Here is a 22,332-nt window from a genome sequence, read left to right as displayed (position 1 = left end):
CGCCCGGCCGAGGGATCACCTCTGGGGAACCACATGAACATCGCGACATCCCACTCCGACGTGCTCGTCATCGGCGCCGGACCGATCGGCCTGCTGCTGGCCGCCGAGCTGCGCTTGGGCGGCGCGTCCGTCACCTTGCTCGAACGGCTCACCGAGCCCAGCACCTTCTCCAAGGCCTTCGGCATCGGCGGCCGCACCCTCGACCTGTTCGACCAGCGCGGACTGCTGGACCACCTGCCGTCCGACGCGCACCGCTGGGGTGCGGGCCACTTCAGCGGCCTGCCGACCTGGCTGACCTACGACCGCCTGCCCACCGCGCACCCGTACGTGCTACGGATCGCGCAGCACGAGACCGAACACCTGCTGGCCGAGCACGCCACCCGGCTCGGCGCCGACCTCCGCCGCGGCCACACGGTGACCGCGCTCGCCCAGGACCCCGACCGCGTTCAGGTCACTGTGGACAGTCCACAAGGGACATACACGACGACCGCGGACTACCTCGTCGGCTGCGACGGCGGCCGCAGCACTGTCCGCAAGCTGGCCGGGATCGGCTTCCCCGGCAGCACCGGCGAGACCGCCAGCCTGCTCGGCGACGTCGTGCTCACCGAGGAACCGCCGCGGACCGGCATGACCCGCACCGACACCGGCATGATCTTCATCGGCCCGCTCGGCGACGGCCTGCACCGGGTGGTGCCCACGCTGTTCGACCAGCCGGGGCCCGAACACGGCGAGCCCACCCTGGACGAGCTGCGGGCGGCCCTGCGCGCGGTGATCGGCACTGACCTCGGCGCGCACTCCCCGCGCTGGTTGTCCCGGTTCCGGGACAACAGCCGGATCGCCGAGACCTACCGCTCCGGCCGAGTGCTGCTGGCGGGCGATGCCGCGCACGTGCACGCGCCCTTCGGCGGGCAGGGCCTCAACCTGGGCTTCGGCGACGCGATGAACCTGGGCTGGAAGCTCCTCGCCGCCCTGCACGGCCGGACGGACCTGCTCGAGACCTACGAGCGGGAGCGCAGGCCGGCCGCCGAGCGGGTGCTGACCAACACCAGGGCCCAGTTCGCGCTGGCCAGGCCGGGTGAGCAGGTCACCGCGCTGCGCGAGCTGCTGGACGGCCTGCTGGACATCCCGGAGGTCAACGACCGGCTGGCCGCGGTCACCACCAGCACCGCGCTGTCCTACGACCTGCCCGGCGCGCACCCGCTGACCGGCACCTTCCTCGCCGACCTGCCGCTGGCGGTCGACGGCGAACCGGTCCGGCTGGCCGAGCTGCTCCGGCCCGGCAAGGGCCTGCTGCTCAACCTCGGCGAGCGCGAGTTCCAGGCCGAGGGCGTGCCGGTGGTGTCGGCCAAGACCGCGAACCCGCCGGCCGCGGCGCTGCTGATCCGGCCGGACGGGCACATAGCGTGGGCCGCCGGTCCCGAAGGAGCCGACGGCCCAGGTGAGGCGGTGGAGCTGTGGTTCAGTCGTCCTGACCCTTGGTGATCCGGGCCAGGCGGCGCGGGGTGGGCCAGCGAACCTGGGTGGCCCAGCCCAGCTTCTCGAAGATCCAGATCGTGCGGGCCGAGATGTCCAGCTGACCGCGCAGCACGCCGTGGCGGGCGCAGGTCGGGTCGGCGTGGTGCAGGTTGTGCCAGGACTCGCCGAAGCTGAGGATGGCCAGCGGCCAGAAGTTGGCCGCCTTGTCCTTGGACTTGAACGGGCGGTCGCCGATCATGTGGCAGATCGAGTTCACCGACCAGGTCACGTGGTGCAGGAACGACACCCGGACGAACCCGGCCCAGAACAGCGCGGTCAGCGCGCCCCACCAGGACCAGGTGATCAGGCCACCGAGGATGCCGGGCAGGATGAAGCTGGCCGTGGTGATCGGCACCAGCAGCCGGTCGACCGCGCGAATGCTCTTGTCCGCCATCAGGTCCGGCGCGAACCGGTCCAGGTTGGTCTTCTCCCGCTCGAACATCCAGCCCATGTGCGCGTGCCAGAAGCCCTTGGCCAGGGCCAGCGGTGAGTCACCGTAGAGCCACGGCGAGTGCGGGTCGCCCTCCTTGTCGGAGAAGGCGTGGTGCCTGCGGTGGTCGGCCACCCAGTCGGTGGGCGAGCCCTGCACGGCCATGGTGCCCGCGACCGCGAGCGCCACCCGCAGCGGCTTGTTGGCCCGGAAGGAGCCGTGGGTGAACAGCCGGTGGAAGCCGACCGTGACGCCGAGGCCGCTGATCGCGTAGAACCCGAGGGCCAGACCGATGTCCAGCCAGCTCAGGCCCCAGCCCCAGGCCAGCGGGACCGCGGCGATGAGAGCGAGGAAGGGAAGGATGACGAAGATCTTGACGCCCAGGTAGGAGGCAGCTGAGCGTTCACCGTCGAGCATCGGCTTGGGCGCACTGGGCTGCACCGGGGATTCAAGAGTTGCTGTCACAACCATGACGCTAGGTCGGGATTTTGGGCAAAGCCAGGGCTGGGCCAAAAGAGGGGAGGTAGCTCCCCCATGAAACATATGCCACCACCACCTTCACCCCTCTTTACGGGCGCGCGGGCGCGCGCATGGGTGAGCTGCTCCTAGGCTGATCCCATGACTGTGCGCGCGGCTTTGGTGGGTTACGGGCTGGGTGGCTCGGCCTTCCACGCCCCCTTCCTGGACAGCACCCCTGGCCTGCGACTGGCCGCGGTGGTCACCGGCAACCCGCAGCGGCAGCAGGCGGTGCGCGAGCGCTATCCGGACACCGAGATCATCCGCAGCCTGGATGACCTGCTGGTACGCCACGACGAGTTCGACCTGGCGGTCATTTCCACGCCGAACCGGGAGCACTACGCCAACGCCTCGGCCGCGCTCCGGCACGGGCTGCCGGTGGTGGTGGACAAGCCGTTCTCGGCCACCGCCGCCGATGCCGCCGCGCTGGCCGACCTGGCCGCGAGCCGGGGACTGCTGGCCGCGCCGTTCCACAACCGCCGTTACGACGGAGATTTCCTTACCGTGCGGCGAATTCTCGCTGAGGGAGCAATCGGAAATCCGACCCGCTTCGAATCCCGGTTCGAGCGCTGGCGGCCTGATCCCAGCACCAGCTGGAAAGCCTGGAAGGAAAGCGCGAACCCAGCCGACGCCGGCGGCATCACGCACGACCTGGGCAGCCACCTGATCGACCAGGCGGTGGCGCTGTTCGGGCGGCCGGTCCAGGTCTACGCCGAGATCGGCGTGCGCCGCGCCGGCGCGGTCGCCGACGACGACGCCTTCCTCGCCCTCACCCACCACGGCGGGGTGCGCTCCCAGCTGTGGATGAGCGCGCTGGCCGCCGACCTGGGCCCGCGGTTCCGGGTGCTCGGCGACGGCGGCGCGTACGTCAAGCACGGCATGGACCCGCAGGAGGAGCTGCTCAAACAGGGTGCGACCCCGGGCGGCCCCGGTTGGGGCGAGGAGCCGGAGGAAGCCTGGGGCCGGGTGGGCTCGGTCGGCGACTTCCAGCCGGTGCGCACCGAGCCCGGCGGGTACCAGCACTACTACGCGGGCATCGTGAAGGCGCTCACCGAGGGCGCGCCGCCGCCGGTGAGCGCGCTGGACGGGGTGACCACGGCGGAGATCATCGAGGCCGCCTACGCCTCCAGCCGCTCCGGTCAGGTGATCGAGATCTAGTGTCCTGAGTCGGAGGTTCGGTGGCGGTATCGGCGGTCCAGCTTTCCGCTGGGCGTGCCGCAGGGAAGCCCTCGTACCGGGTTGTACGTGGGCTTTCCGGCGGTGCGGTCAGCGGGAAGCTGGGCCGTCGAGACCGCTGGCGAACCTCCGACTCAGGACACTAGGCCGCGCAGGAGCTTGTTGAGGGCTTCCACGGAGCGGCGGGCCTGGGCGGCCGGGACCCGGCTGTAGGCCAGCACCAGGCCCGTCCGCCGTGGTTCGCCGTGCCAGTACGGCTCCAGGCCCTCCAGCGCGATCCCGCGCCGAGCGCCCCTGGCGACCAGCTCCCGCTCCAGGGCCAGGCCTTCCGGCAGCTCCAGGACCGCGTGCAGACCGGCGGAGATGCCGGTCAGGCCCGCGCCGACGGGCAGGTCGGCCAGGGTGGTCACCAGGTGTTCGCGGCGGCGGCGGTAGGCGGTGCGGGTGCGCCGGATGTGCGCGTCGAACCGGCCGCTGGTGATCAGCTCGGCCAGGGCGAGCTGGTCCAGTGCGGGCACGGTCTGGTTGGTCAGCACGTCCACCACCGGGTCGACCAGCCGGGCCGGCAGCGCCAGCCAGCCCAGCCGCATGCCGGGGGCGAGCAGCTTCGAGGTGGTGCCGCCGTAGATCACCCTGGACGGGTCCAGCTCGTGCAGCGCGCCCACCGGCTGCCGGTCGAACCGGTACTCACCGTCGTAGTCGTCCTCCACCACGTACCCGTCCACCCGCCGGGCCCAGTCCACGATCTGCTTGCGCCGCGACGGACTCAGCGTGTAGCCCAGCGGGTACTGGTGCGCTGGGGTGACCAGCGCCGCGCGGCCGGTCAGCGCGCTCACCGTCAGGCCCTCGCCGTCCACCGGGGCCGGCCGGATACCCATTCCGGTCTTGGTCACCACGTCCCGGTGCCGGTACAGGCAGGGCTCCTCCATGTGCAGCTCACCGATGCCGAGCTGCTGGAAGGTCTCGCACAGCACCCGCAGCGCCGGGGAGAAGCCGCTGAAGACCACGATCCGCTCCGGCGGGCAGAGCACCTTGCGCGCGCGGGCCAGGTACCCGGCCAGCGCGGTGCGCAGCTCGATCCGGCCGCGCTGGTCGCCGTAGCGGAAGACCTCCGCGGGCGCGCTGCGCAGCACCGTGCGCAGCGCGGCCAGCCAGGCGGCGCCGGGGAACAGTGAGGTGTCCGGCTCGCCCGGCCGGAAGTCCCAGCGCGGGCCCTGCTCGGCAGGCCGGTGCGCGGCAGGCGGGTCCAGGGCGGGGGCGGCGGCCACCACGGTCGGCGCGCCCTGCCGGCTGCGCAGCCAGCCCTCGGCGGTGAGCTGCGCGTACGCCTCCACCACGGTGCCCCTGGCCACGCCGAGCTGGGCGGCCAGCACCCTGGTGGAGGGCAGCGGGTCGCCGGGGCGCAGCCTGCCGTCCCTGATCGCCGCGCGCAGTGCCCGGCCGATGGCGATGTGCCGGGTCAACCCGGGTTCCAGGTCCAGATGGAGCTCGGCCACTGGTCCAGATTACTTGCCGTTCACTGGTCCAGTTTTGTGGACCAGTTCCGCTTAGGCTGATCCTCGTGAGCAACAACAGAGCACTCTTCGGGAAGTCCTGGCCGGCCGGCTACAAGGCCATGCTGGCCTTCAACCAGACCGTGGCCGACTCCGGCCTGGACAAGACCATCGGCGAACTGATCAAGATCCGCGCCTCGCAGCTCAACGGCTGCGCTTTCTGCCTGGACATGCACATCAGGGACGCGGCCGCGATGGGCGAGACCCAGCAGCGGCTGGGCCTGGTGGCCGCCTGGCGGGAGGCCGCGGGCGTGTTCACCGAGGCCGAGCGGGCCGCGCTGGCGCTGACCGAGGCGGTCACCGGCATCAACAACCACGCCGGGGTGCCCCAGGAGGTCTACGCCGCGGCGCTGGCGGTCTTCGGTGAGGAGACCCTGGCCAAGGTGGTGTACGCGATCGTGGCGATCAACGCCTGGAACATGCTCAACGTGACCCAGGAGCTGCCGTTCAAGGTGGAGCACCCGCATGCGTGACCTCACCGCGCAGGCCGCGCTGCTGAAGTCGCTGCACGTGCCGGGAAAACCGCTGGTGCTGCCCAACTCCTGGGACGCGGCCACCGCGCGGCTGGTTGAGGGCCTGGGTTTCCCGGTGGTCGCCACCTCGAGCTACGCGGTGGCCGCGGCCGCCGGGTACCCGGATGACAACTCGATGCCGCCCGCGGTCGCCTTCGCCGGGGTGGCCGCGATCGCGGCGGCCACCACCGCGCCGGTGACCGCGGACCTGGAGGCGGGCTACGGCCTCTCCGCCGCGGAGTTCACCTCGGCGCTGTTCGAGGCGGGCGCGGTCGGCTGCAACCTGGAGGACGGCGACCACCGCGGCGGGCTCAGGCCGCTGGCCGAGCAGGTCGAGTGGCTGACCGCGGTCAAGTCCGCCGACCGGCCGTTCGTGCTGAACGCGCGGATCGACTGCTTCATCCGGGATTCCGTTGCGCCGCAGGACAAACTGGCTGAGGGGATCGAACGCGGCCGGGCCTACCTGGCCGCGGGCGCGGACTGCGTGTACCCGATCGGCCTGCGGGATCCCGCGCAGATCAAGGAGTTCACCTCGGCGGTGCCCGGCCCGGTGAACGTGCACTACTACTTCGACGGCCCGTCCGTGCCGGAGCTGGCCGCGCTGGGCGTGGCCCGGATTTCCCTTGGCGCTGGGCTGTTCGCGGTGGCCCAGCGGGCCATCAAGGACGCGGTGGCGACCCTGGGTGACCACGCGTCCACTGTGGACTGAAGTCGAGGCACGATCCGGTGGTCCCGCCGGGGAAGCGGCGTTTCGCCACCCCCGGCGCGGCACCATCGAAGGCATGCCCCTCCCCACCTTCCTGCCCCTCCTGGCCGCCGCCGGCCTGCTCTCCCCTGGCCTGCTCACCCCGCCGCCGCAGAGCTCGCTCACGCTGACCCTGGAGCACGCCGAGCCCGCGAACGCGCTGGACGTGGCCATCCTGACCTGCGACCCCGACGAGGGCACGCACCCCGCGCCCGAGCTAGCCTGCGCCGAACTGGCCAAGGCCGGTGGCGACGTGCGCAAGGTCGGCGACACCGAGACCGCCTGCACCGACCACATCGAGAACCCGAAGAAGGCCACCGCGCGCGGGCACTGGCAGGGCCGCCCGGTGAACGAAGAGGTCTTCTTCGGCAATCCCTGTGAGTTCGCGACCCGCGCGGGACACGTGTTCCGCATCAACGGAGAGTGAACATCCACGACCGGGTGTCACGCGATACGGCGGACCCGGCAGTGCAGACCTCGGCGGCCGCGCGCGACTCCGGTAGACCGGATCGCACTATGCGTACCTCACACCTACTCGCCAGCACGGCGCTGACCGCAGCCGCGCTGTTCGCGATGACCCCCGCCGCCACCGCGGCGACCAACTCCGGTCTGGACGTCACGGCGATGACGCTGACGGTGGCCTACGGCGAGCAGGATTCCCTGCTGCCGGACGAGACCGCGGTCCTGGGCTGCAACCCGGCGCTCGGCACGCACCCGAGCCCGACCCGCGCCTGCCGTTCCCTGGCCCGCGCGCACGGCGACATCGCCAAGCTCGCCCCGAAGGACGGCTACGCCTGCACGCTCGACTACCACCCGCGCACGGTGACCGCCAAGGGCACCTACCGCGGCAAGGAGCTGAGCTGGCAGGGCAAGTTCCCCAACAGCTGCACCATGCTCGCCGAGACCGGTGACCTGTTCACCTTCGCCGACGGCCATGGCCTGCCGCTGCCGTAACCCGCACACCCGCCCGTTCGCACGGGCGCTCAGGAGCTAACGCGCGCGCGGGCGGCTCACCTGTACTGCGAGCAGGTGAGCCGCTCGCACCTGTGTCCGGCCCCTGCTGCCGGACACACATCCTCCGGCCCCTGCTGCCGGAGGAAGTTGGACGGGGCGCCCCGATCGCCCCGCACTTCACAATCAATCATCCCGTGCTGAAGCGTTGGTGTGAGCGGTCTGAGAAAAAGCTGTGAACCCGGCATCGGTTCGTTATGCAGGCAAACCCCAAGGATCGGCCGGTGTGTTCGGGGTCACCGCTCTGATGGCCAGATCCGGACGCACGCCCTTGCGGTGCACCAGCACCTCCTCACCCCGGCGCAGCGGGATCTCGATGGTGCCGCCGCCCAGGTCCCTCCAGCGCTTCGGCAGGCCCCAGCGGTCCCTGACCACCAGTTCGCCCTCGATCCCCGGCCGCAGCACGCAGGGCGCACCCGCCTCGCTGCGCAGCCGCACCCACTGGGTGGCGCCGCCGGAACGCTTGGCGGACAACAGGAACGCGCCCTCGGTGCGGAACTCGTGCAGCACCGCCTCCCGCCAGCTCGCCGGGACCGCGGGGAACACCCGGATCACCCCGCCCCAGCTCTGGCAGAGCATGTCGTGCAGGGACTGGGCCGCCGACAGCGGCGTCTCGATCACCGGGCCGGACTCGGCGTACATGGTGTTCGGCTTGACGAAGCGGCGCAGCAGCTCACCGAGGTAGAACTCGGCCTTCTCACCCCGGCCCATCTGCGCGGAGATCGAGGCCGCGCCGGTGAAGCTGTAGCCCTGCAACGCGCCCTCGAAGCTGATCCAGTGCTCGAGCGAGGTCTCGATCAGCTTCCGGTGCTCCGGCTGCTCCCAGGTGACCTCGTAGAGCGGGTAGATCTGCAACAGGTGCGAGTAGTGCCGGTGCGACTTCGCGAACGGCGTGCCCGCGCCGATCATGTAGCCGTTGGCGTCCACCGGGTAGTCGGCCAGCTTGGCCAGCACCTCCCGCCAGCGCCCGGTCATCGGATCGGCCACCCGCAGGATCTTGGCCGCCGCCAGCAACGTCTTGCAGCCCCAGCGCAGCAGGGCCAGGTCGTAGGTGCAGTCCGGCGCGTTCACCCCGTACTCCGGGGAGAAGGTGAACGGCAGGTGCAGCCTGCCGTCCGGGCCGGGGGTGAGGAAGTGCAGGTAGTACCGGACCGCGCCGCGCAGCAGCGGGAACAGCACCTCGCGCAGCAGGTGCTCGTCCATGGTGTGCCGGTAGGACAGCCACACGTTGTGCAGCGCCCACACCAGGTTGCCGACCTCCGGCGTCGGCTCGGCCCGGCCGGGCACGCCGATGCCGTAGCCCGCGGTGCCGGTGCCGGAGCCGTTGCGCAAAAACATGTCCGTGGTGCGCGGCACGCCGTAGCAGCCGTCCCGGTAGGCCGCGTCGACCTGCTCGCGCAGCGCGTCCCGGTGCCGGTCCAGGCTGCGGGTGACCGCGTCCAGCTCCAGGTGGTTGGAGCCGTGGATCAGCCAGTACTCCAACTGCACGTTCAGGTTCCACCAGGTGGCGGGCCAGGGCGTCGGTTCGAGCCACGGGCCGGTGGTGGCCATCACCGGGGCGTCCGCGCGGGCCGCGGCGGCGATCTTGTAGAGCTGGATCCAGTAGAAGCTCTGCAGCCGGGCGTCCGGCACGGACAGGAAGCTCTTGCGGTAGTACTCCCGCCACCAGCGCCGGTGGTCGCGGGCGAAGCTGTCCAAGGACGGGCTGACCGAGCGGACCGCGTGCAGCGCCCTGGCCCTGGGCGGCGTGCCGGGGTGCGCCCAGGCCACGGTGGCGAACAGGGTGCGGCGGCTGCCCCTGGTCAGCTCGCGCCAGGCGGTGACGTGGCCGCCGCCGGCCAGCAGCGGCTGCACCGCGAGCCGGGTGTCGCCGTGCTGCTCCAGCACCGGGTCCGGGTTGGGCCGGAAGCCGGGCGGCGCGGGCTTGTTGAAGCGCGGGTCGGTGCGCGGGCTGATCGCCTTGGCCGGATGGAAGGTCCAGGTCAGCTCGCGCTCGCCGGCCGTCGGTGTCAGCTCGACCGCGAGGATTGACCGTCCACTGTGGACGATCGCGCGCAGGGCGATGCTGCCCGCGGCGGTGGTGATGGTGCCGCGCAGCTCGGCCTTGTCCAGGTCCAGCCGCCAGTCCACGCCGGTGATCGCGCCGACCGGGGTGAGCGCGAGGTGGCCGATCGGGATGCGGGCCAGGCCGAACAGCGCGCCGAACTCGGGGCGGTGGTCCTGCACCTCGGAGTGCTGCACGTTGAACCGGATGCTGTTGCCGCCGGGCGGGGCGTAGATGCCGGAACCGAGGAAACCGTTGCCGAGGAACGGACCTTCGGCCCAGGTGGTCGGCAGTCTGCGCCAGCGCAGGTCGCTGCCTGCCAGGAACTCGGTCCAGCCGCGCTCGTCGGGGCCGCCGACCCAGCCGTCTCCTGCCGAGCCGCTGCCCACGGCTTCGGCAGGGACGGCTGAGCCTGGTGCGCCCAGGGCGGCGGGTGCGGCCACCACACCCGCCACGCCAGCCAGCGCACCGCCGAGCAGCCCGCGTCGGGTCACCTCGCCCGCACCGTCCATCCCAGCACCCCTCTGTGCAGTGGGTAAGCGCATTCATCGGATCTCTACTGTCGAAAGTAGGGAGAATCCCGATACCTAGTCAAGGGAAACCGGGTAGTACACCGATCTTTGGCTAGGTTTTTGCATCCATTCACTGAATGGCCACCGCCGAACGGACCCTGCCAGCCCGCCGCGTGCTCCTCCTAGCGTCGGAGTCCTCATGCCCCCTGCACATGAGGTGGAAGGAACTTCCGATGAAGCTCACCCGCTTGTTCGCCCTTGGCGCCTGCGCCGCCGCGCTGGCCGTGATCCCGGTCAGCCAGGCCGCCGCCAGTCCTACCCAGGAGGTGTCCGCGCAGCAGACCGCTGACTACTGGACGCCGGAGCGGATCAAGGACGCGCTGAACAACCCGATGCCCATGCCCGGCCCGGACATGAGCAGCACCGGCGGCCTGTCCGCCGCCGGGCCGCAGGCGACCATCCAGCCGGTCCCCGGCCCGTACACCACCGAGAAGATGCGCAGCCAGGGCCGTCTGCTGTTCACCACCGGCGGCCGCAACTCCAGCTGCTCGGCCACCTCGGTGGTCGCGGCCAACAAGAACCTGGTCTGGACCGCGGCGCACTGCCTGCAGTACGGCGGCAACACCTCGGCGAACGTGACCTTCCTGCCCGCGTACCTGAACAACGCCCGCCCCTACGGCACCTGGCCGGCCGCCAAGCTGCACATCCCGGCGCGGTGGACCTCCAGCAGCCAGCGGGACTTCGCCTACGACTACGCGGCCTTCACCGTGACCCCGCAGGCCGGCAAGAGCCTGACCGACACCGTCGGCGCGAAGAGCATCGTGTTCAACGACAAGCGCGCCCAGCAGTCCACCCTCTACGGCTACCCGGCCGAGTCCCCGTACACCGGTCAGCAGAGCTACAACTGCGGCGGCCAGGCCCGCGTGCAGACCTACGACGCGACGCTGGCCTGCAACGGCATCGGTGGCCAGAGCGGCGGCGCGTGGCTCAACGCCAACGACCAGATCTGGGCGGTGAACAGCCGTTCCGACCGGCGCACCACCACCTGGGGCACGCTGTTCGACGGCAACGCGCAGACCTTCTACAACCAGGTCCAGGCCTGACCTGAAAATTAGCTCGGGCGGTGTGCCCGTTGCCCTGGCACACCGCCCGAACTTCCCCTCGAACTTGCTCCCACCCAGCCAGGCCACCCCGCCCCCCGGGCGGCGCGACTTGGCCTCAGCTTCTCGCATCCCGGCGACGCCGAACACCTCGTTCTAGGGTGTCCGGGTGACCTCGCGACGCTGGCCCCGCGGTGTGTACGACGCGGGTTCGGAGCCCGATCCGCGCTTCACCCTGGCCAACGAGCGCACCTTCCTCGCCTGGATCCGCACCTCGCTCGGCCTGATGGCGGGCGGGGTGGCGGTGGAGGCGGTCGGCCTGCCCGGCCACGGTCCGCTGCGCACCGTGCTGGCGGTGGCGCTGCTGCTCGCGGGTGTGCTGTGCGCGGGCGCGGCCTTCTTCCGCTGGGCCGCGGCCGAACGCGCGATGCGACTGGGCCTGCCGCTGCCCGGACCGGTGCTGCTGCCGCTGCTGGGCGCGGTGCTGGTGCTGGCCGGGCTGGCCGCGGTGCTGCTGGTGCTGCTGTGATCGACCCCGGCCTGCAACCCGAGCGCACCGTGCTGGCCTGGCGGCGCACCCTGCTGGCCTTCCTGGGCGCGAGCCTCGTCCTGGTCCGGCTGGCCGCGCACCGGAGCCCGGCGCTGGCCGCGGGCATCGTGCTGGTCGCCGGGCCGGTGGCCGGGCTGGTCAGCTGGGACCTGCGGCGGCGGTACCGCCTCGTCCGGGCCGACCTGCCGGGGTCGGCCCGCCGGTGGGACGGGCGGCTGCCGCTGTGGACCAGCCTGTTCGCCGCGCTGCTCGGCCTCGGCGCGGTGCTCTACGTGCTCAGCGGCCCGCGATGACCTCCAGGTGCGGCACCAGCTCCGCCGGGCTGGGCAGGGCCGCGATCTCCGCCTGGACCTCGGCCACCGCGGCCTTGAGCTCGACGTCGTGCAGCAGTCCGGCCAGCTGCGCCGAGGTCACCCCGCTGTGCTCGGCGACCAGGCCGACACCGCGCTTGGCCACCAGGTCGGCGTTGATGAACTGGTCCGCGCCGTAGGGCACCAGCAGCTGCGGGATCCCGGCCACCAGCGCGGTCAGCGTGCTGCCGGAGCCACCGTGGTGCACGGCCGCGTCGCTGCGCGCGAGCAGCGCGGTCAGCGGCAGGTAGTCGATCACCCGCGCGTGCTCGGGCAGCTCCAGCGCGGAGAGGTCCCACGGTCCGGCGGCCAGCACCAGCTCGGCGTCCAGGCCCTGCGCCGCATCAAGAATTCTGTGCCACGGACCCAGGTCCGCGCTGCCCTGGTCGACGGTGCCCATGGTGACCACGATCCGCGGCCGCTCCCTCGGCTCCTCAAGCCACGCCGGCAGCACCGCCCCGCCGTTGTAGGGCACGTACCTGGTGCTGATGCCCTTGAGACCGCCGTGCATGCTCGGCGGGGCCAGGTCCAGCGCGGTCTCCGGCACGGCCAGCGGCTCGCCGAGGTTGCCGTGGATCAGCTCGATCAGCCCGTGCCCGCCGCTGAAGCCGAAACCGTGTGCCACACAGGGGATGCCGAGCTTGGCGGCGATGATCGGACCGGTCGCGTCGCACAGCTCGTAGACCACCAGGTCCGGCTGCCACAGCCGGGCCTGGCGCAGCGACTCGGCCAGCATCAGCTCCGCGAACAGCGCGAAGTACCGGCCGGCCAGCTCGATGGTGTCCGGCCGGGCCTGCTCGTCCCGCGCCGGCTCGGGTTCGGCGGCGACCAGGCGGGCGATCTCGGCGTCCAGGTCCACCCCTGGCGCGGCCTCGATCACGGTCAGGCCCGCGTTCGCGGCCGCGGTGGCCGCGGAGCCGGTGGTGGCCACCCGCACCTCGTGGCCGGCGGCCCGGAGCGCCCATGCGGTGGAGATCAGCGGGAAGAGGTGGCCGAGACCAGGGGTGCTTGTCAGCAGAACGCGCATGCCACCAACATACTCAAGTTTGAGCAATGGTCGCCAGCGCCGGCACCAGTTCCGCCGGGCTCGGCATCGCGGCCAGCTCCGCCCGCACCTCCGCGATGGCGGTCCGGATCTCCACGTCGTGCCGCAGCCGGTGCAGCTGGTCCGCGGTCACGCCGGTGCCCTCCGCGGTCAGTCCCACGCCGCGGGCGGCGATCCGCTGGCCGTCGTAGAACTGGTCCGCGCCCTGCGGCACCACGCATCCGGTCGAACACCGGGCCGACCGAGGTGATGCCGAAGCCGTGGTGCACGCAGGGGATGCCGAACCTGGCCGCGAGCAGCGGTCCGGTGGGGTCGAGCAGCTCGTGCACGATCAGGTCCGGCCGCCAGAACTCCACCTGCCGGGCGGCCTCGTCGCTGACCAGCTCGGTGATCCTGGCGAACCGCCTGGCCACCCTGGTCAGCAGGTCCACCGGCACCTCGTGCCCGGCCGCGCGCAGCGCCCACAGGGTCGGGACCATCGCCGAACAGGTGCCCGAGTCCCTTCGAGCTGATCGCCAGCACCCGCATGACCACTCCCCGGTCGCGGTTCCGGCGGCGGGCGGCCCCCAAGGACGCCCGCCCGCCGGAACCATTCAGGGGGTCAGTGTCCCGCGATCTCCGCCAGCTGCGGCACCAGCGCGGCCGGGCTGGGCATCGCGGCCATCTCGGCCCGCACCTCGGCCACGGTGGCCTTGAGCTTCTCGTCGTGCAGCAGGCGGTGCAGCTGCTCGCCGGTGACGCCCTCGTGCTCGGCACTCAGGCCGGCGCCGCGCTTGTCGATCCGCTCGGCGTTGTAGAACTGGTCCGCACCCTGCGGCACGATCAGCTGGGTCACGCCGGCGGTGACCGCGGTGAGCGTGCTGCCCGAGCCGCCGTGGTGCACCAGCGCGTCGCAGACCGGCAGCAGTGCGCTCAGCGGCACGTACTCGATCACCCTGGCGTGCGCGGGCAGGTCGAGGCCAGACAGGTCGGTGGACCCGGCGGCCAGCACCAGCTCGGCGTCGGCCTCGGCGGCCGCGTCCAGGATGGCCCGCCACGGGCCGAGGCCGACCATGACCGCCATCGCGGTGCCCATGGTGATCACGATCCGCGGCCGCTCCTTGGGCCCGGAGAGCCATTCCGGCAGCACCGCGCCGCCGTTGTAGGCGACGTAGCGGGTGCTGATGCCGTTGAGCTCGCCCTCAAGGCTCGGCGGGGCCAGGTCGATCGCGGTCACCGGGTCGGCGAGGCCGTCGATGCCCAGCCGGTCGAAGGTGCCGCCGAGGTTGGGCAGCATCCCCTCGAACAGCTCGCTGGCGTTGGTCAGGCCGAAGCCGTGCTGCACGCAGGGGATGCCGAGCTTGGCGGCCACCATCGGGCCGACCGCGTCGGTCAGGTCGTAGATGACCAGGTCCGGCTGCCACAGCTGGGCCTGGCGGATGGTCTCGTCGGTGGCCAGGTCGGCCATGTGGGCGAACATGAAGCCCGCGTGGGCCATGATGTCGGGCCGGGGCTGGCCGGGCTGGGCGGCCGGCATGCCAGCGTCGCCGAAGCGCTCGCCCATCACGCGCTGGACCTCGGCCTCCCAGTCGGTGCCGGGAGCCGACTCGACCACGGTCAGGCCGGCGTTGGCCGCGGCGGTGGCCGCGCCGCCGGTGGTGGCGACCCGCACCTCATGCCCGGCCGCGCGCAGCGCCCAGGCGGTGGGGATCATCGGGAACAGGTGGCCGAGCCCGGCCGAGCTGGTGAACAGGACGCGCATGTTTCCTCCCAGTGGTCGATCACCCTCCCTGCCCATCTAACTCGCCTACCAAGAATCTTGTCGAGTGAGATAAATCAGGAACACGGAACGAACCGGGCGTGACCGGACAGGGTCACTCTGACGAGGGATTGCGCGAAGTGGACCAACCGAAAAGTTGATCAGACAAAAAGGGGCGGCCCGCTCAACCGGCCTGGGGGTCACCGGGAGCGAGCCGCCGACATCAGTCTACGCGGACCGGCAAGTAGGTCACGACCGCCCCTCGGAACTTTTCGCGCTCACCGTCAGCACGAGTGCAGGCAATCGAGTGACCCCACCGGCAAGTGAGTGATTTCGCTGGTGGGGACTCCATGACAGCCCGTACTCGGCCGATTACTCCTCCATGCCCAAGCCCAGTGCGCCGAACGCGGTCACCTCGCGGTTCTCAGCACTGCGGCCGAGGTCAGCCAGGCCTTTCCGAGGCAAGGCCGCCGCCCATGGGTGAACCACGCTGGTGGGTGGAATGTGATGACCCCTTCGGGCGGGCGCGGTCGGTGACCCTGCTCGCCGAACCGGACTCAGTGTTACTCATCACACCGCCGGGGGAGACCGCCGTCCTGTCCGCGACGCAGACCAGGGCGCTGGACGCGGCACTGGACAACGCGCTGGCGGAGTCCTCCCCCGCGAGCAGAGGAGACGACCAGGATGGACGACGTGCTGCGCCAGGCAGTGCTGGACCGGCTCGCCCTGCTTGACCAACTGGCCGAGGAGGGCGACGCCAACTCGCTGTTGCCACTGGCGCGCACGGAGCTCCAGCGCCTGGCCGAGGGCTGGCGGCTGCTGCTGACCGTGCACCAGCCGGACGCCGACGGCCGCTGCAAGGCCTGCCCGGGCGGGTTCCTCGGGCGGAGCAGGCGGTGGCCCTGCCAGCTGTGGCTGACCGCGCACCGGCACCTGATCAACGACGGCACCGGCCACCGCGAACGCCGGATGGCCCGCCGAAACCCGTTCAGCCGCAAGGCCCCCCGCGCCACGCCGCCGCCGCAGGCGCAGATCCCGCCGGACGTGCTGGCCGCGCTGGCCGAGCAGGCGGCCCCGCCGCTGCCCCGGCGCGGCACCTCGCCGCCAGGGGTCATCCCGCCGTACCGGGGGCACAGCGGCACCATCACGCCGGAGACCACGCCGCCGCTGACCGGGACCATGCCGCCCGGCGCCTTCGCCCCGCTGCCCGCCCCGGGCGCCGTCGAGCCGGTGCGCAACGGCGCCACGCTGACCGGCACCGCGCCCCCCGGGGTGCTCGAACCGGTCGGCGCGGGTGAGCAGGCCCAGTCCATCGCGCCCCCGGTGATCGGCGCGGTCACCGTGGTCCCCACCGGCGCCTGCGCCGCCACCCAGCCGCCAGGGCTGACCGTGCCGCCGGAGACCGCGGCCGAGGTGACCACCGAGATCCCGCGCATCCGGCTCACCCTGCCCAGCGAGCTCGACCCCGAGCTGCTCGAACAGCTCAGCTCCACGCTCGACCCGGACCGCCCAGCCCCGGTGGAGACCACCGACCCCGGCATCCACCGGGCGGCCGTGGTCGAGCGCGAGCCCACCCTGCCGCGGATCCGCCAGCGCCCCGTGTAACCGGTCACTCCAGGAGCCACGTGGTCGGCATCCGGCCACGCGAACGCGACGAATGCGGCAGTATTGCGGCCGTACCCCGTGGCACCTGGAGGAACGCGTGCACGACGGCAGTGGCCGGATCGTGGTGGGGAACCTGACGAAGCAGTTCGGGAACATCACCGCGGTGCAGGACCTGAGCTTCATCGTCGAACCCGGCACGGTGACCGGCTTCCTCGGACCCAACGGGTCCGGCAAGACGACCACCCTCCGCATGGTGCTCGGCCTGGTCCGGCCCACCAGCGGACAGGCGACCATCAACGGGGTGCCCTACGAGCAGCTCGGCAAGCCAGGCCGGGTGGTCGGCGCGGTGCTGGAGGCGCAGAGCTTCCACCCCGGCCGCTCGGCCCGGAACCACCTCAAGATCTACGCCGCCGCGCTGGAGGTGCCGGACGAGCGGGTGGACCAGGTGCTCCAGCTGGTCGGCCTCGGCGCGGCGGGCGACCGGCGCGCGGGCAGCTTCTCCCTCGGCATGCGGCAGCGCCTCGCGCTGGCCACCGCGCTGCTGGGCGATCCGCAGGTGCTGGTGCTGGACGAGCCGGCCAACGGCCTGGACCCGGAGGGCATCGCCTGGCTGCGCAGCTTCCTGCAGTCCTTCGCGCGCAGCGGCCGCACCGTGCTGGTCTCCAGCCACCTGCTCGCCGAGGTGGAGCAGACCGTGGACCACGTGGTGATCATCAGCCGCGGCCGCACCGTCTACAACGGCGGCCTGGAGACGCTGCGCCAGTCCCAGCAGAGCCGGGTCATCGTGCAGCCCGCCGACCCGCACAAGCTGGTCGAGGCGCTGCAGGCGGCCGGGCACACCATGATCGAGCCGACCCCGGACGGCAGGCTGGCCATCACCGGCGTGCACACCAAGCAGGTCGCCGACGTGGCCCTCTCCGCAGGCGTGGCGATCTACGCCATGCAGGAGGAGCAGGTCGACCTGGAGCGGCTGTTCTTCCAGCTGACCAGCGCCCAGTACACCGGCCAGGCCCCTGGTCAGTACCCGCCGCCGACGCCACCGGGCGGCGGCTGGGGACCGCCCAGCGGCGGCCTGCCTGCCCCGACCACCTACGAGCAGGCCTACCAGCAGCAACAGGCCTACCAGCAGGGCTACCAGCAGCCGCAGCAGCCCGGCTACCCGCCGCAGCCCGGCCAGCAGGGCAACCAGTACGGAGGTAACGCCTGATGGGCGCCCTGATCAAGAGCGAGCTGCGCAAGATCCTCACCACCAACGTGTGGTGGGCGCTGCTCATCCCGGCCGCGCTGGTCACGCTGCTGGTCACCCTGGGCGGCAGTGCGGCGGGCCTGTTCCTGACCTCGATCGCCTCGCAGGTGCAGGACACCAACCTGAACGTGCCGCTGGCGCTGCTGGTCTTCGCCAGCGGGGTGAACATCGGCACCATCTTCTCCGCGATCTTCGGCGGGCTGGCGGTGGCCGGGGAGTTCCAGCACCGCACCATCACCACCACCTACCTCACCGCGCCCTCGCGGACCGCCTCGATGCTGGCCAAGCTGATCACCTACAGCGGGTTCGGCGTGCTCTACGGCGTGGTCATCGCGATCTTCGGCACGGTCGGCGCGCTGCTCGCGCTGGACATCGACAACTTCCCGAACGTGGGGTCCTGGCTGCTGCTCTGCCTGGTCGCGGTGCTGGCCAACGTGCTGTGGGTGGTGCTGGGCGTCGGACTGGGCGCGCTGATGGGCAACCAGCTGGCCGTGGTGCTCGTGGTGCCGCTGGGCGCGCTGCTGGAGGCGCTGATCCGCGGTGTGCTGGGCAGCCAGGGCGCGCCGGAGGTCACCTACTTCCTGCCCAACGCCAGCGGCAGCAACATGGTCGGCGGGGTGGCCCAGGACTTGCTGCTGGACTCCATCAGCGGCGCGGCCCGCTCCCTCGACCGCGGCTTCACCGACACCGACGGCCTGCCCTGGTGGGGCAGCGGCCTGGTGTTCCTGGGCTACGTCGGCCTGTTCGTGGCCGTGGGCAGGCTGGTCGCGCAACGGCGCGACATCGCCTGAGCGCGAACGGTGTCGGGCACCCGGGTTAGCGTGACGGGGTGCCCACCACCACGAACCCCACCACTGGCCGCGGCTGGATCCGCAGGCTGACCCGCGCCTGCTGGGCGCACCCGCGCATCGTGGTCGCGGCCATGCTGGCCTCGGTGGTCGGCGTCGGGCTGCAGGCCGTCGCGCCGCTGCTGCTGGCCAAGGCGGTGGACGACGCGGTCGCGGGCAGCACGGCCTGGCTCAGCTGGATCGTGGCCGGGCTGTGCGCGCTGGCGCTGCTGGCCTTCGGCACCGCGTTCGTGCGCCGCTACCTGGGCGGGCGGCTGGCCCTGGACGTGCAGCACGACCTGCGCCGCGCGGTGTTCGGCTCGGTGCAGCGGCTGGACGGCGGCAACCAGGACTCGCTGCGCACCGGGCAGGTGGTGTCCAGGGCGATCACCGACCTGCAGCTGGTGCACTCGCTGCTGTCCATGGTGCCGCTGGCCGCGGGTCAGGTGGTGTTCGCGGTGATCGCGCTCGGCGCGATGCTGTGGCTGTCCCCGCTGCTCACCCTGGTCGCGCTGCTGGTGGTGCCCGCGGTGTTCGTCACCGTGCTGCGCAGCCGGAGCGTGCTGTTCCCGGCCACCTGGTCGGCGCAGCAGCGGGCCGCGGACGTGGCCCAGCACGTGGAGGAGACCGTCACCGGGGTCAGGGTGGTCAAGGGCTTCGGGCAGGAGGCCAGGGAGACCGGCAGGCTGGAGAGGGCGGCCACCAAGCTCTTCGGCGAGCGGCTGCGCGCGGCCAGGCTGACCGCGAAGCCGAACGCGACGCTGGCCGCGCTGCCCGCGCTGGGCCAGGTCGGCGTGCTCGGACTGGGCGGGGCGCTCGCGATCAGCGGCCAGGTCTCCCTCGGCACCTTCCTCGCCTTCGCCACCTACGTGGCCAACCTGATCGGCCCGGCCCGGATGCTGTCCAGCCTGCTGATCACCAGCCAGCTGGCCAGGGCCAGCGTGGAGCGGGTGTACGACCTGATCGACTCCCAGCCGGAGGTGCGCGACGCCCCGGACGCCGCCGAGGTGCCGGACGGGCCGCTGGAGGTGGCCTTCGAGGACGTGCGCTTCGGCTACCGGCGCAGCGAGCCGGTGCTGGACGGGGTGTCCCTGCGGGTCGCGCCGGGCGAGACGCTGGCGCTGGTGGGCACCGCCGGGTCCGGCAAGTCCACCGTGTCGCTGCTGCTGCCGCGGTTCTACGACGTGCACGAGGGCACGGTGCGGCTGGGCGGCGCGGACATCAGGGGGCTGCGGCTGGCCGCGCTGCGCGGGGCGATCGGGGTGGTGTTCGAGGAGGCGTTCCTGTTCTCCGACACCGTCCGGGCCAACATCGCCTACGGGCGGCCCGACGCCACCGAGGCCGAGGTGGAGGCGGCGGCCAAGGCGGCGGAGGCGCACGAGTTCATCGAGGCGCTGCCGCAGGGTTACGACACGCTGGTCGGCGAGCGCGGGCTCACCCTCTCCGGTGGTCAGCGGCAGCGGGTCGCGCTGGCCCGCGCGCTGCTGTCCGACCCCAGGGTGCTGATCCTGGACGACGCCACCTCCGCGGTGGACCCGGCCACCGAGGCGGCCATCCACGCCACCCTGCACGCGGTCACCGCGAGCCGGACCACGCTGCTCATCGCGCACCGCCGCTCCACCCTGGCGCTGGCCGACCGGATCGCGGTGCTCGACCGCGGCCAGGTCGTCGACGTGGGCACCCAGGCCGAGCTGACCGAGCGCTGCGCGCTGTTCCGCGCGCTGCTGGCCGGTCCGGGCGAGGCGATCGAGGACACCCAGGCCGCCGCGCCCGAGGCGCTGGTGCCCGGCCCCGACGGGGTCACCCCCGCGCTCTGGCCGGACCCGCCGGAGGACACCTCAGGCCCCAGCGCCTCGGCGCGCCAGGCCGCCAGCGGCGCGCGGCCGGGCCGGGGTGGCCGGGTCGGCGCGATGACCGCGCTGGAGGCGACTCCCGAGCTGCTCGCCCAGGTGGCCGCGCTGCCGCCGGTGCGGGACGAGCCTGAACTGCCCGGCATCGACGCCCGCGCGCCCGACCCCGGGTTCCGGCTGCGGCGGCTGCTGGCACCGGTGCGCAGGCTGCTGCTGCTCGCGGTGGCCTGCGTGGCGGTGGACGCGGCGACCTCGATCGCGCTGCCCACCCTGTTCCGGCACGGCGTGGACAACGGGGTGGACGCCCGCTCCGGCTGGGCGCTGGCCGGGCTGGTGCTGCTCGGCGTGCTGGTGGTGGGCCTGGGCTGGGCCGCGGTCAGCGCGCAGACCCTGGTCACCGCGCGGGCCGGGGAGAGCGTGCTGTACCTGCTGCGGGTGCGCAGCTTCAGCCAGCTGCAACGCCTCGGCCTGGACTACTACGAGCGCGAGCTGGCCGGGCGGATCATGACCAGGATGACCACCGACGTGGACGCGCTGTCCACGTTCCTGCAGACCGGGCTGGCCACCGCGGTGGTCAGCGTGCTGACCGTCGGCGGCATCACGGTGGCCCTGCTGCTCACCGACCTCGGACTGGCCCTGGTCGCGCTGGCCGCGCTGCCCATCCTGCTGGTCGCCACGGTGGTCTTCCGCCGCTACTCCTCGCAGGCCTACGCCGAGGCGCGGGAACGGGTCTCGGTGGTCAACGCCGACCTGCAGGAGAACGTCTCCGGGCTGCGCGTGGCCCAGGCGTTCACCAGGGAGGAGCACTCCGCGGCCGCCTTCGCCGAGCGCAGCGACGCCTACCGGCGCTCCCGGCTGCGGGCCCAGCGCTACATCGCGACCTACTTCCCGTTCGTCACCCTGCTCTCCGACCTGGCGCAGGCCGCGGTGCTCGGCGTGGGCGCGTACCGGGTGGCCACCGGTTCGCTGACCGCGGGCGTGCTGCTGGCGTTCCTGCTGTACCTGGGGCTGTTCTTCGCGCCCATCCAGCAGCTGTCCGGGGTCTTCGACGGCTACCAGCAGGCCAAGGTCGGCCTGCACCGCATCGGCGACCTGCTGCGCACCCCGACCTCGGTGCCGCCGGCAGGCCACCCGCGCGCGGTGCCCGAGCGGCTGCGCGGCGCGGTCGAGCTGCGCGGGGTCGGCTTCAGCTACCCCGGCACCGACCGGCCCGCGCTGACCGACATCTCGCTGACCGCCCGCCCCGGCGAGACCATCGCGCTGGTCGGCGCCACCGGCGCCGGCAAGTCCACGCTGGTGAAGCTGCTGGCCCGGTTCTACGACGTCACCGAGGGCACGGTGCTGGTGGACGGGGTGGACATCCGCGCCTACCACCTGCCCGGCTACCGCGGCAGGCTCGGCGTGGTGCCGCAGGAGCCGCACCTGTTCACCGGCGACGTGGCCAGCAACATCGGCTACGGCCGTCCGGAAGCCACCCCGGCCGAGGTGGAGGCCGCGGCCCGCTCGGTCGGCGCCCTGCCCATGATCGCCGGGCTGCGCGCGGGCTTCCGCCAGCCGGTCGGCGAACGCGGCCAGGGCCTCTCCGCCGGCCAGCGCCAGCTGATCGCGCTGGCCCGCGCCCGCTTGGTCGATCCGGACCTGCTGCTGCTGGACGAGGCCACCGCCGCGCTGGACCCGGCCACCGAGGCCGCCGTGCTCAGCGCCAGCGACCGCCTCACCGGCGAGCGCACCACCTTCGTGGTCGCGCACCGCCTGGCCACCGCGGCCCGCGCGGACCGCATCGTGGTGCTGGCCAACGGCCGCATCGAGGAGGAGGGCACCCACGCCCAGCTGCTGGCCGTGAACGGCGCCTACGCCCGCCTCTGGCGCGCGGGCACCCTGGACGCCGCCTGAGGGTTGGCCGATGTCACACCCAGAACTGCCGCCGGGTGATCTCGCCTGGGGTCCACGGCGGCCACGCCCGGGTACCGGATCGGTCGGCCCGGCGGGCTCTGGGCAGGGTTGCGG

Annotated in this window: 19 protein-coding genes and 1 pseudogene; 13 read left to right on the top strand and 7 right to left on the bottom strand. The window is 72.4% G+C overall.

Annotated elements, in window-relative coordinates; genetic code table 11:
• Positions 1-33: 33 nt before the first annotated feature.
• A complete protein-coding gene (locus ACWDY5_RS06405) occupies positions 34-1,482 on the top strand; it encodes an FAD-dependent oxidoreductase (protein WP_449721248.1) in 1,449 nt (482 codons plus the stop codon).
• Here the strand turns inward: ACWDY5_RS06405 and ACWDY5_RS06400 are convergent.
• Entirely contained in the window at positions 1,460-2,410 is a 951-nt protein-coding gene (locus ACWDY5_RS06400; protein ID WP_449721247.1) for an acyl-CoA desaturase, read from the bottom strand. The two genes, ACWDY5_RS06405 and ACWDY5_RS06400, sit on opposite strands and share 23 nt — an antisense overlap.
• A 153-nt stretch (positions 2,411-2,563) precedes the next feature.
• Here ACWDY5_RS06400 and ACWDY5_RS06395 point away from each other — a divergent pair, with 153 nt between their 5' ends.
• Entirely contained in the window at positions 2,564-3,619 is a 1,056-nt protein-coding gene (locus ACWDY5_RS06395; protein ID WP_449721246.1) for a Gfo/Idh/MocA family oxidoreductase, read from the top strand.
• A 152-nt stretch (positions 3,620-3,771) separates the two neighbouring features.
• Here ACWDY5_RS06395 and pdxR read toward each other — a convergent pair whose 3' ends face one another.
• Positions 3,772-5,133: a MocR-like pyridoxine biosynthesis transcription factor PdxR gene (gene pdxR / locus ACWDY5_RS06390; RefSeq protein WP_449721245.1), complete on the bottom strand. Its 1,362-nt coding sequence runs from the start codon at positions 5,131-5,133 to the stop codon at positions 3,772-3,774.
• Positions 5,134-5,198: 65 nt separating this feature from the next.
• On the opposite strand from pdxR, the gene ACWDY5_RS06385 reads away from it, so the two are divergent.
• The 4 genes from ACWDY5_RS06385 to ACWDY5_RS06370 all read left to right on the top strand — a co-directional run bounded on the left by ACWDY5_RS06385 (position 5,199) and on the right by ACWDY5_RS06370 (position 7,401).
• Positions 5,199-5,663: a carboxymuconolactone decarboxylase family protein gene (locus ACWDY5_RS06385; protein ID WP_449721244.1), complete on the top strand. Its 465-nt coding sequence runs from the start codon at positions 5,199-5,201 to the stop codon at positions 5,661-5,663.
• Complete coding sequence (locus ACWDY5_RS06380; RefSeq protein ID WP_449721243.1) at positions 5,656-6,411, top strand: isocitrate lyase/PEP mutase family protein; 756 nt, start codon at positions 5,656-5,658, stop codon at positions 6,409-6,411. The genes ACWDY5_RS06385 and ACWDY5_RS06380 overlap by 8 nt, the downstream gene beginning before the upstream one ends.
• Before the next feature lie 73 nt (positions 6,412-6,484).
• Positions 6,485-6,874 (top strand): SSI family serine proteinase inhibitor, encoded by a 390-nt coding sequence (locus tag ACWDY5_RS06375; protein WP_449721242.1) that lies wholly within the window; start codon positions 6,485-6,487, stop codon positions 6,872-6,874.
• Positions 6,875-6,963: 89 nt separating this feature from the next.
• Positions 6,964-7,401, top strand: coding sequence for an SSI family serine proteinase inhibitor (locus ACWDY5_RS06370; protein ID WP_449721241.1), 438 nt, complete (start codon positions 6,964-6,966; stop codon positions 7,399-7,401).
• Between the two features lie 252 nt (positions 7,402-7,653).
• Here the strand turns inward: ACWDY5_RS06370 and ACWDY5_RS06365 are convergent, their stop codons facing one another.
• Positions 7,654-10,014: a glycosyl hydrolase family 95 catalytic domain-containing protein gene (locus tag ACWDY5_RS06365; RefSeq protein ID WP_449721240.1), complete on the bottom strand. Its 2,361-nt coding sequence runs from the start codon at positions 10,012-10,014 to the stop codon at positions 7,654-7,656.
• A 233-nt stretch (positions 10,015-10,247) separates the two neighbouring features.
• Between ACWDY5_RS06365 and ACWDY5_RS06360 the strand changes: the two genes are divergently transcribed.
• From ACWDY5_RS06360 to ACWDY5_RS06350, 3 genes are all read left to right on the top strand, one after another.
• Positions 10,248-11,117: a trypsin-like serine peptidase gene (locus tag ACWDY5_RS06360; protein WP_449721239.1), complete on the top strand. Its 870-nt coding sequence runs from the start codon at positions 10,248-10,250 to the stop codon at positions 11,115-11,117.
• Positions 11,118-11,283: 166 nt separating this feature from the next.
• On the top strand, positions 11,284-11,643 hold the full coding sequence (locus ACWDY5_RS06355) for a YidH family protein (protein WP_449721238.1): 360 nt from the start codon (positions 11,284-11,286) through the stop codon (positions 11,641-11,643).
• A complete protein-coding gene (locus ACWDY5_RS06350) occupies positions 11,640-11,957 on the top strand; it encodes a DUF202 domain-containing protein (protein ID WP_252484195.1) in 318 nt (105 codons plus the stop codon). Before ACWDY5_RS06355 ends, ACWDY5_RS06350 begins: the two co-directional genes overlap by 4 nt.
• On the opposite strand, the gene ACWDY5_RS06345 is transcribed toward ACWDY5_RS06350, so the two are convergent.
• The 4 genes and pseudogenes from ACWDY5_RS06345 to ACWDY5_RS06330 form a co-directional block, all read right to left on the bottom strand.
• Positions 11,941-13,041 carry a glycosyltransferase gene (locus ACWDY5_RS06345; RefSeq protein WP_449721237.1) on the bottom strand — a complete coding sequence of 367 codons (1,101 nt, stop codon included), beginning with the start codon at positions 13,039-13,041 and terminating at the stop codon, positions 11,941-11,943. The two genes, ACWDY5_RS06350 and ACWDY5_RS06345, sit on opposite strands and share 17 nt — an antisense overlap.
• Before the next feature lie 13 nt (positions 13,042-13,054).
• A complete protein-coding gene (locus ACWDY5_RS06340; RefSeq protein WP_449721236.1) occupies positions 13,055-13,273 on the bottom strand; it encodes a nucleotide disphospho-sugar-binding domain-containing protein in 219 nt (72 codons plus the stop codon).
• 19 nt (positions 13,274-13,292) lie between these two features.
• A pseudogene (locus tag ACWDY5_RS06335) lies at positions 13,293-13,538 on the bottom strand (hypothetical protein); the annotation flags it as partial.
• A gap of 122 nt (positions 13,539-13,660) precedes the next feature.
• Entirely contained in the window at positions 13,661-14,800 is a 1,140-nt protein-coding gene (locus ACWDY5_RS06330; protein WP_449721235.1) for a nucleotide disphospho-sugar-binding domain-containing protein, read from the bottom strand.
• 681 nt (positions 14,801-15,481) lie between these two features.
• Here ACWDY5_RS06330 and ACWDY5_RS06325 point away from each other — a divergent pair.
• The 4 genes from ACWDY5_RS06325 to ACWDY5_RS06310 all read left to right on the top strand — a co-directional run bounded on the left by ACWDY5_RS06325 (position 15,482) and on the right by ACWDY5_RS06310 (position 22,218).
• The gene (locus ACWDY5_RS06325; RefSeq protein WP_449721234.1) at positions 15,482-16,402 is read left to right on the top strand and encodes a hypothetical protein; all 921 of its coding nucleotides are present in this window, start codon (positions 15,482-15,484) and stop codon (positions 16,400-16,402) included.
• Between the two features lie 97 nt (positions 16,403-16,499).
• Positions 16,500-17,609 carry an ABC transporter ATP-binding protein gene (locus tag ACWDY5_RS06320; RefSeq protein WP_449721233.1) on the top strand — a complete coding sequence of 370 codons (1,110 nt, stop codon included), beginning with the start codon at positions 16,500-16,502 and terminating at the stop codon, positions 17,607-17,609.
• A complete protein-coding gene (locus ACWDY5_RS06315) occupies positions 17,609-18,439 on the top strand; it encodes a hypothetical protein (protein ID WP_449721232.1) in 831 nt (276 codons plus the stop codon). The genes ACWDY5_RS06320 and ACWDY5_RS06315 overlap by 1 nt, the downstream gene beginning before the upstream one ends.
• Before the next feature lie 38 nt (positions 18,440-18,477).
• A complete protein-coding gene (locus ACWDY5_RS06310) occupies positions 18,478-22,218 on the top strand; it encodes an ABC transporter ATP-binding protein (RefSeq protein ID WP_449721231.1) in 3,741 nt (1,246 codons plus the stop codon).
• Positions 22,219-22,332: the final 114 nt, after the last annotated feature.

The organism is Crossiella sp. NPDC003009 (assembly GCF_053591555.1).
This window is presented reverse-complemented; position numbering and strand designations above follow the sequence as displayed.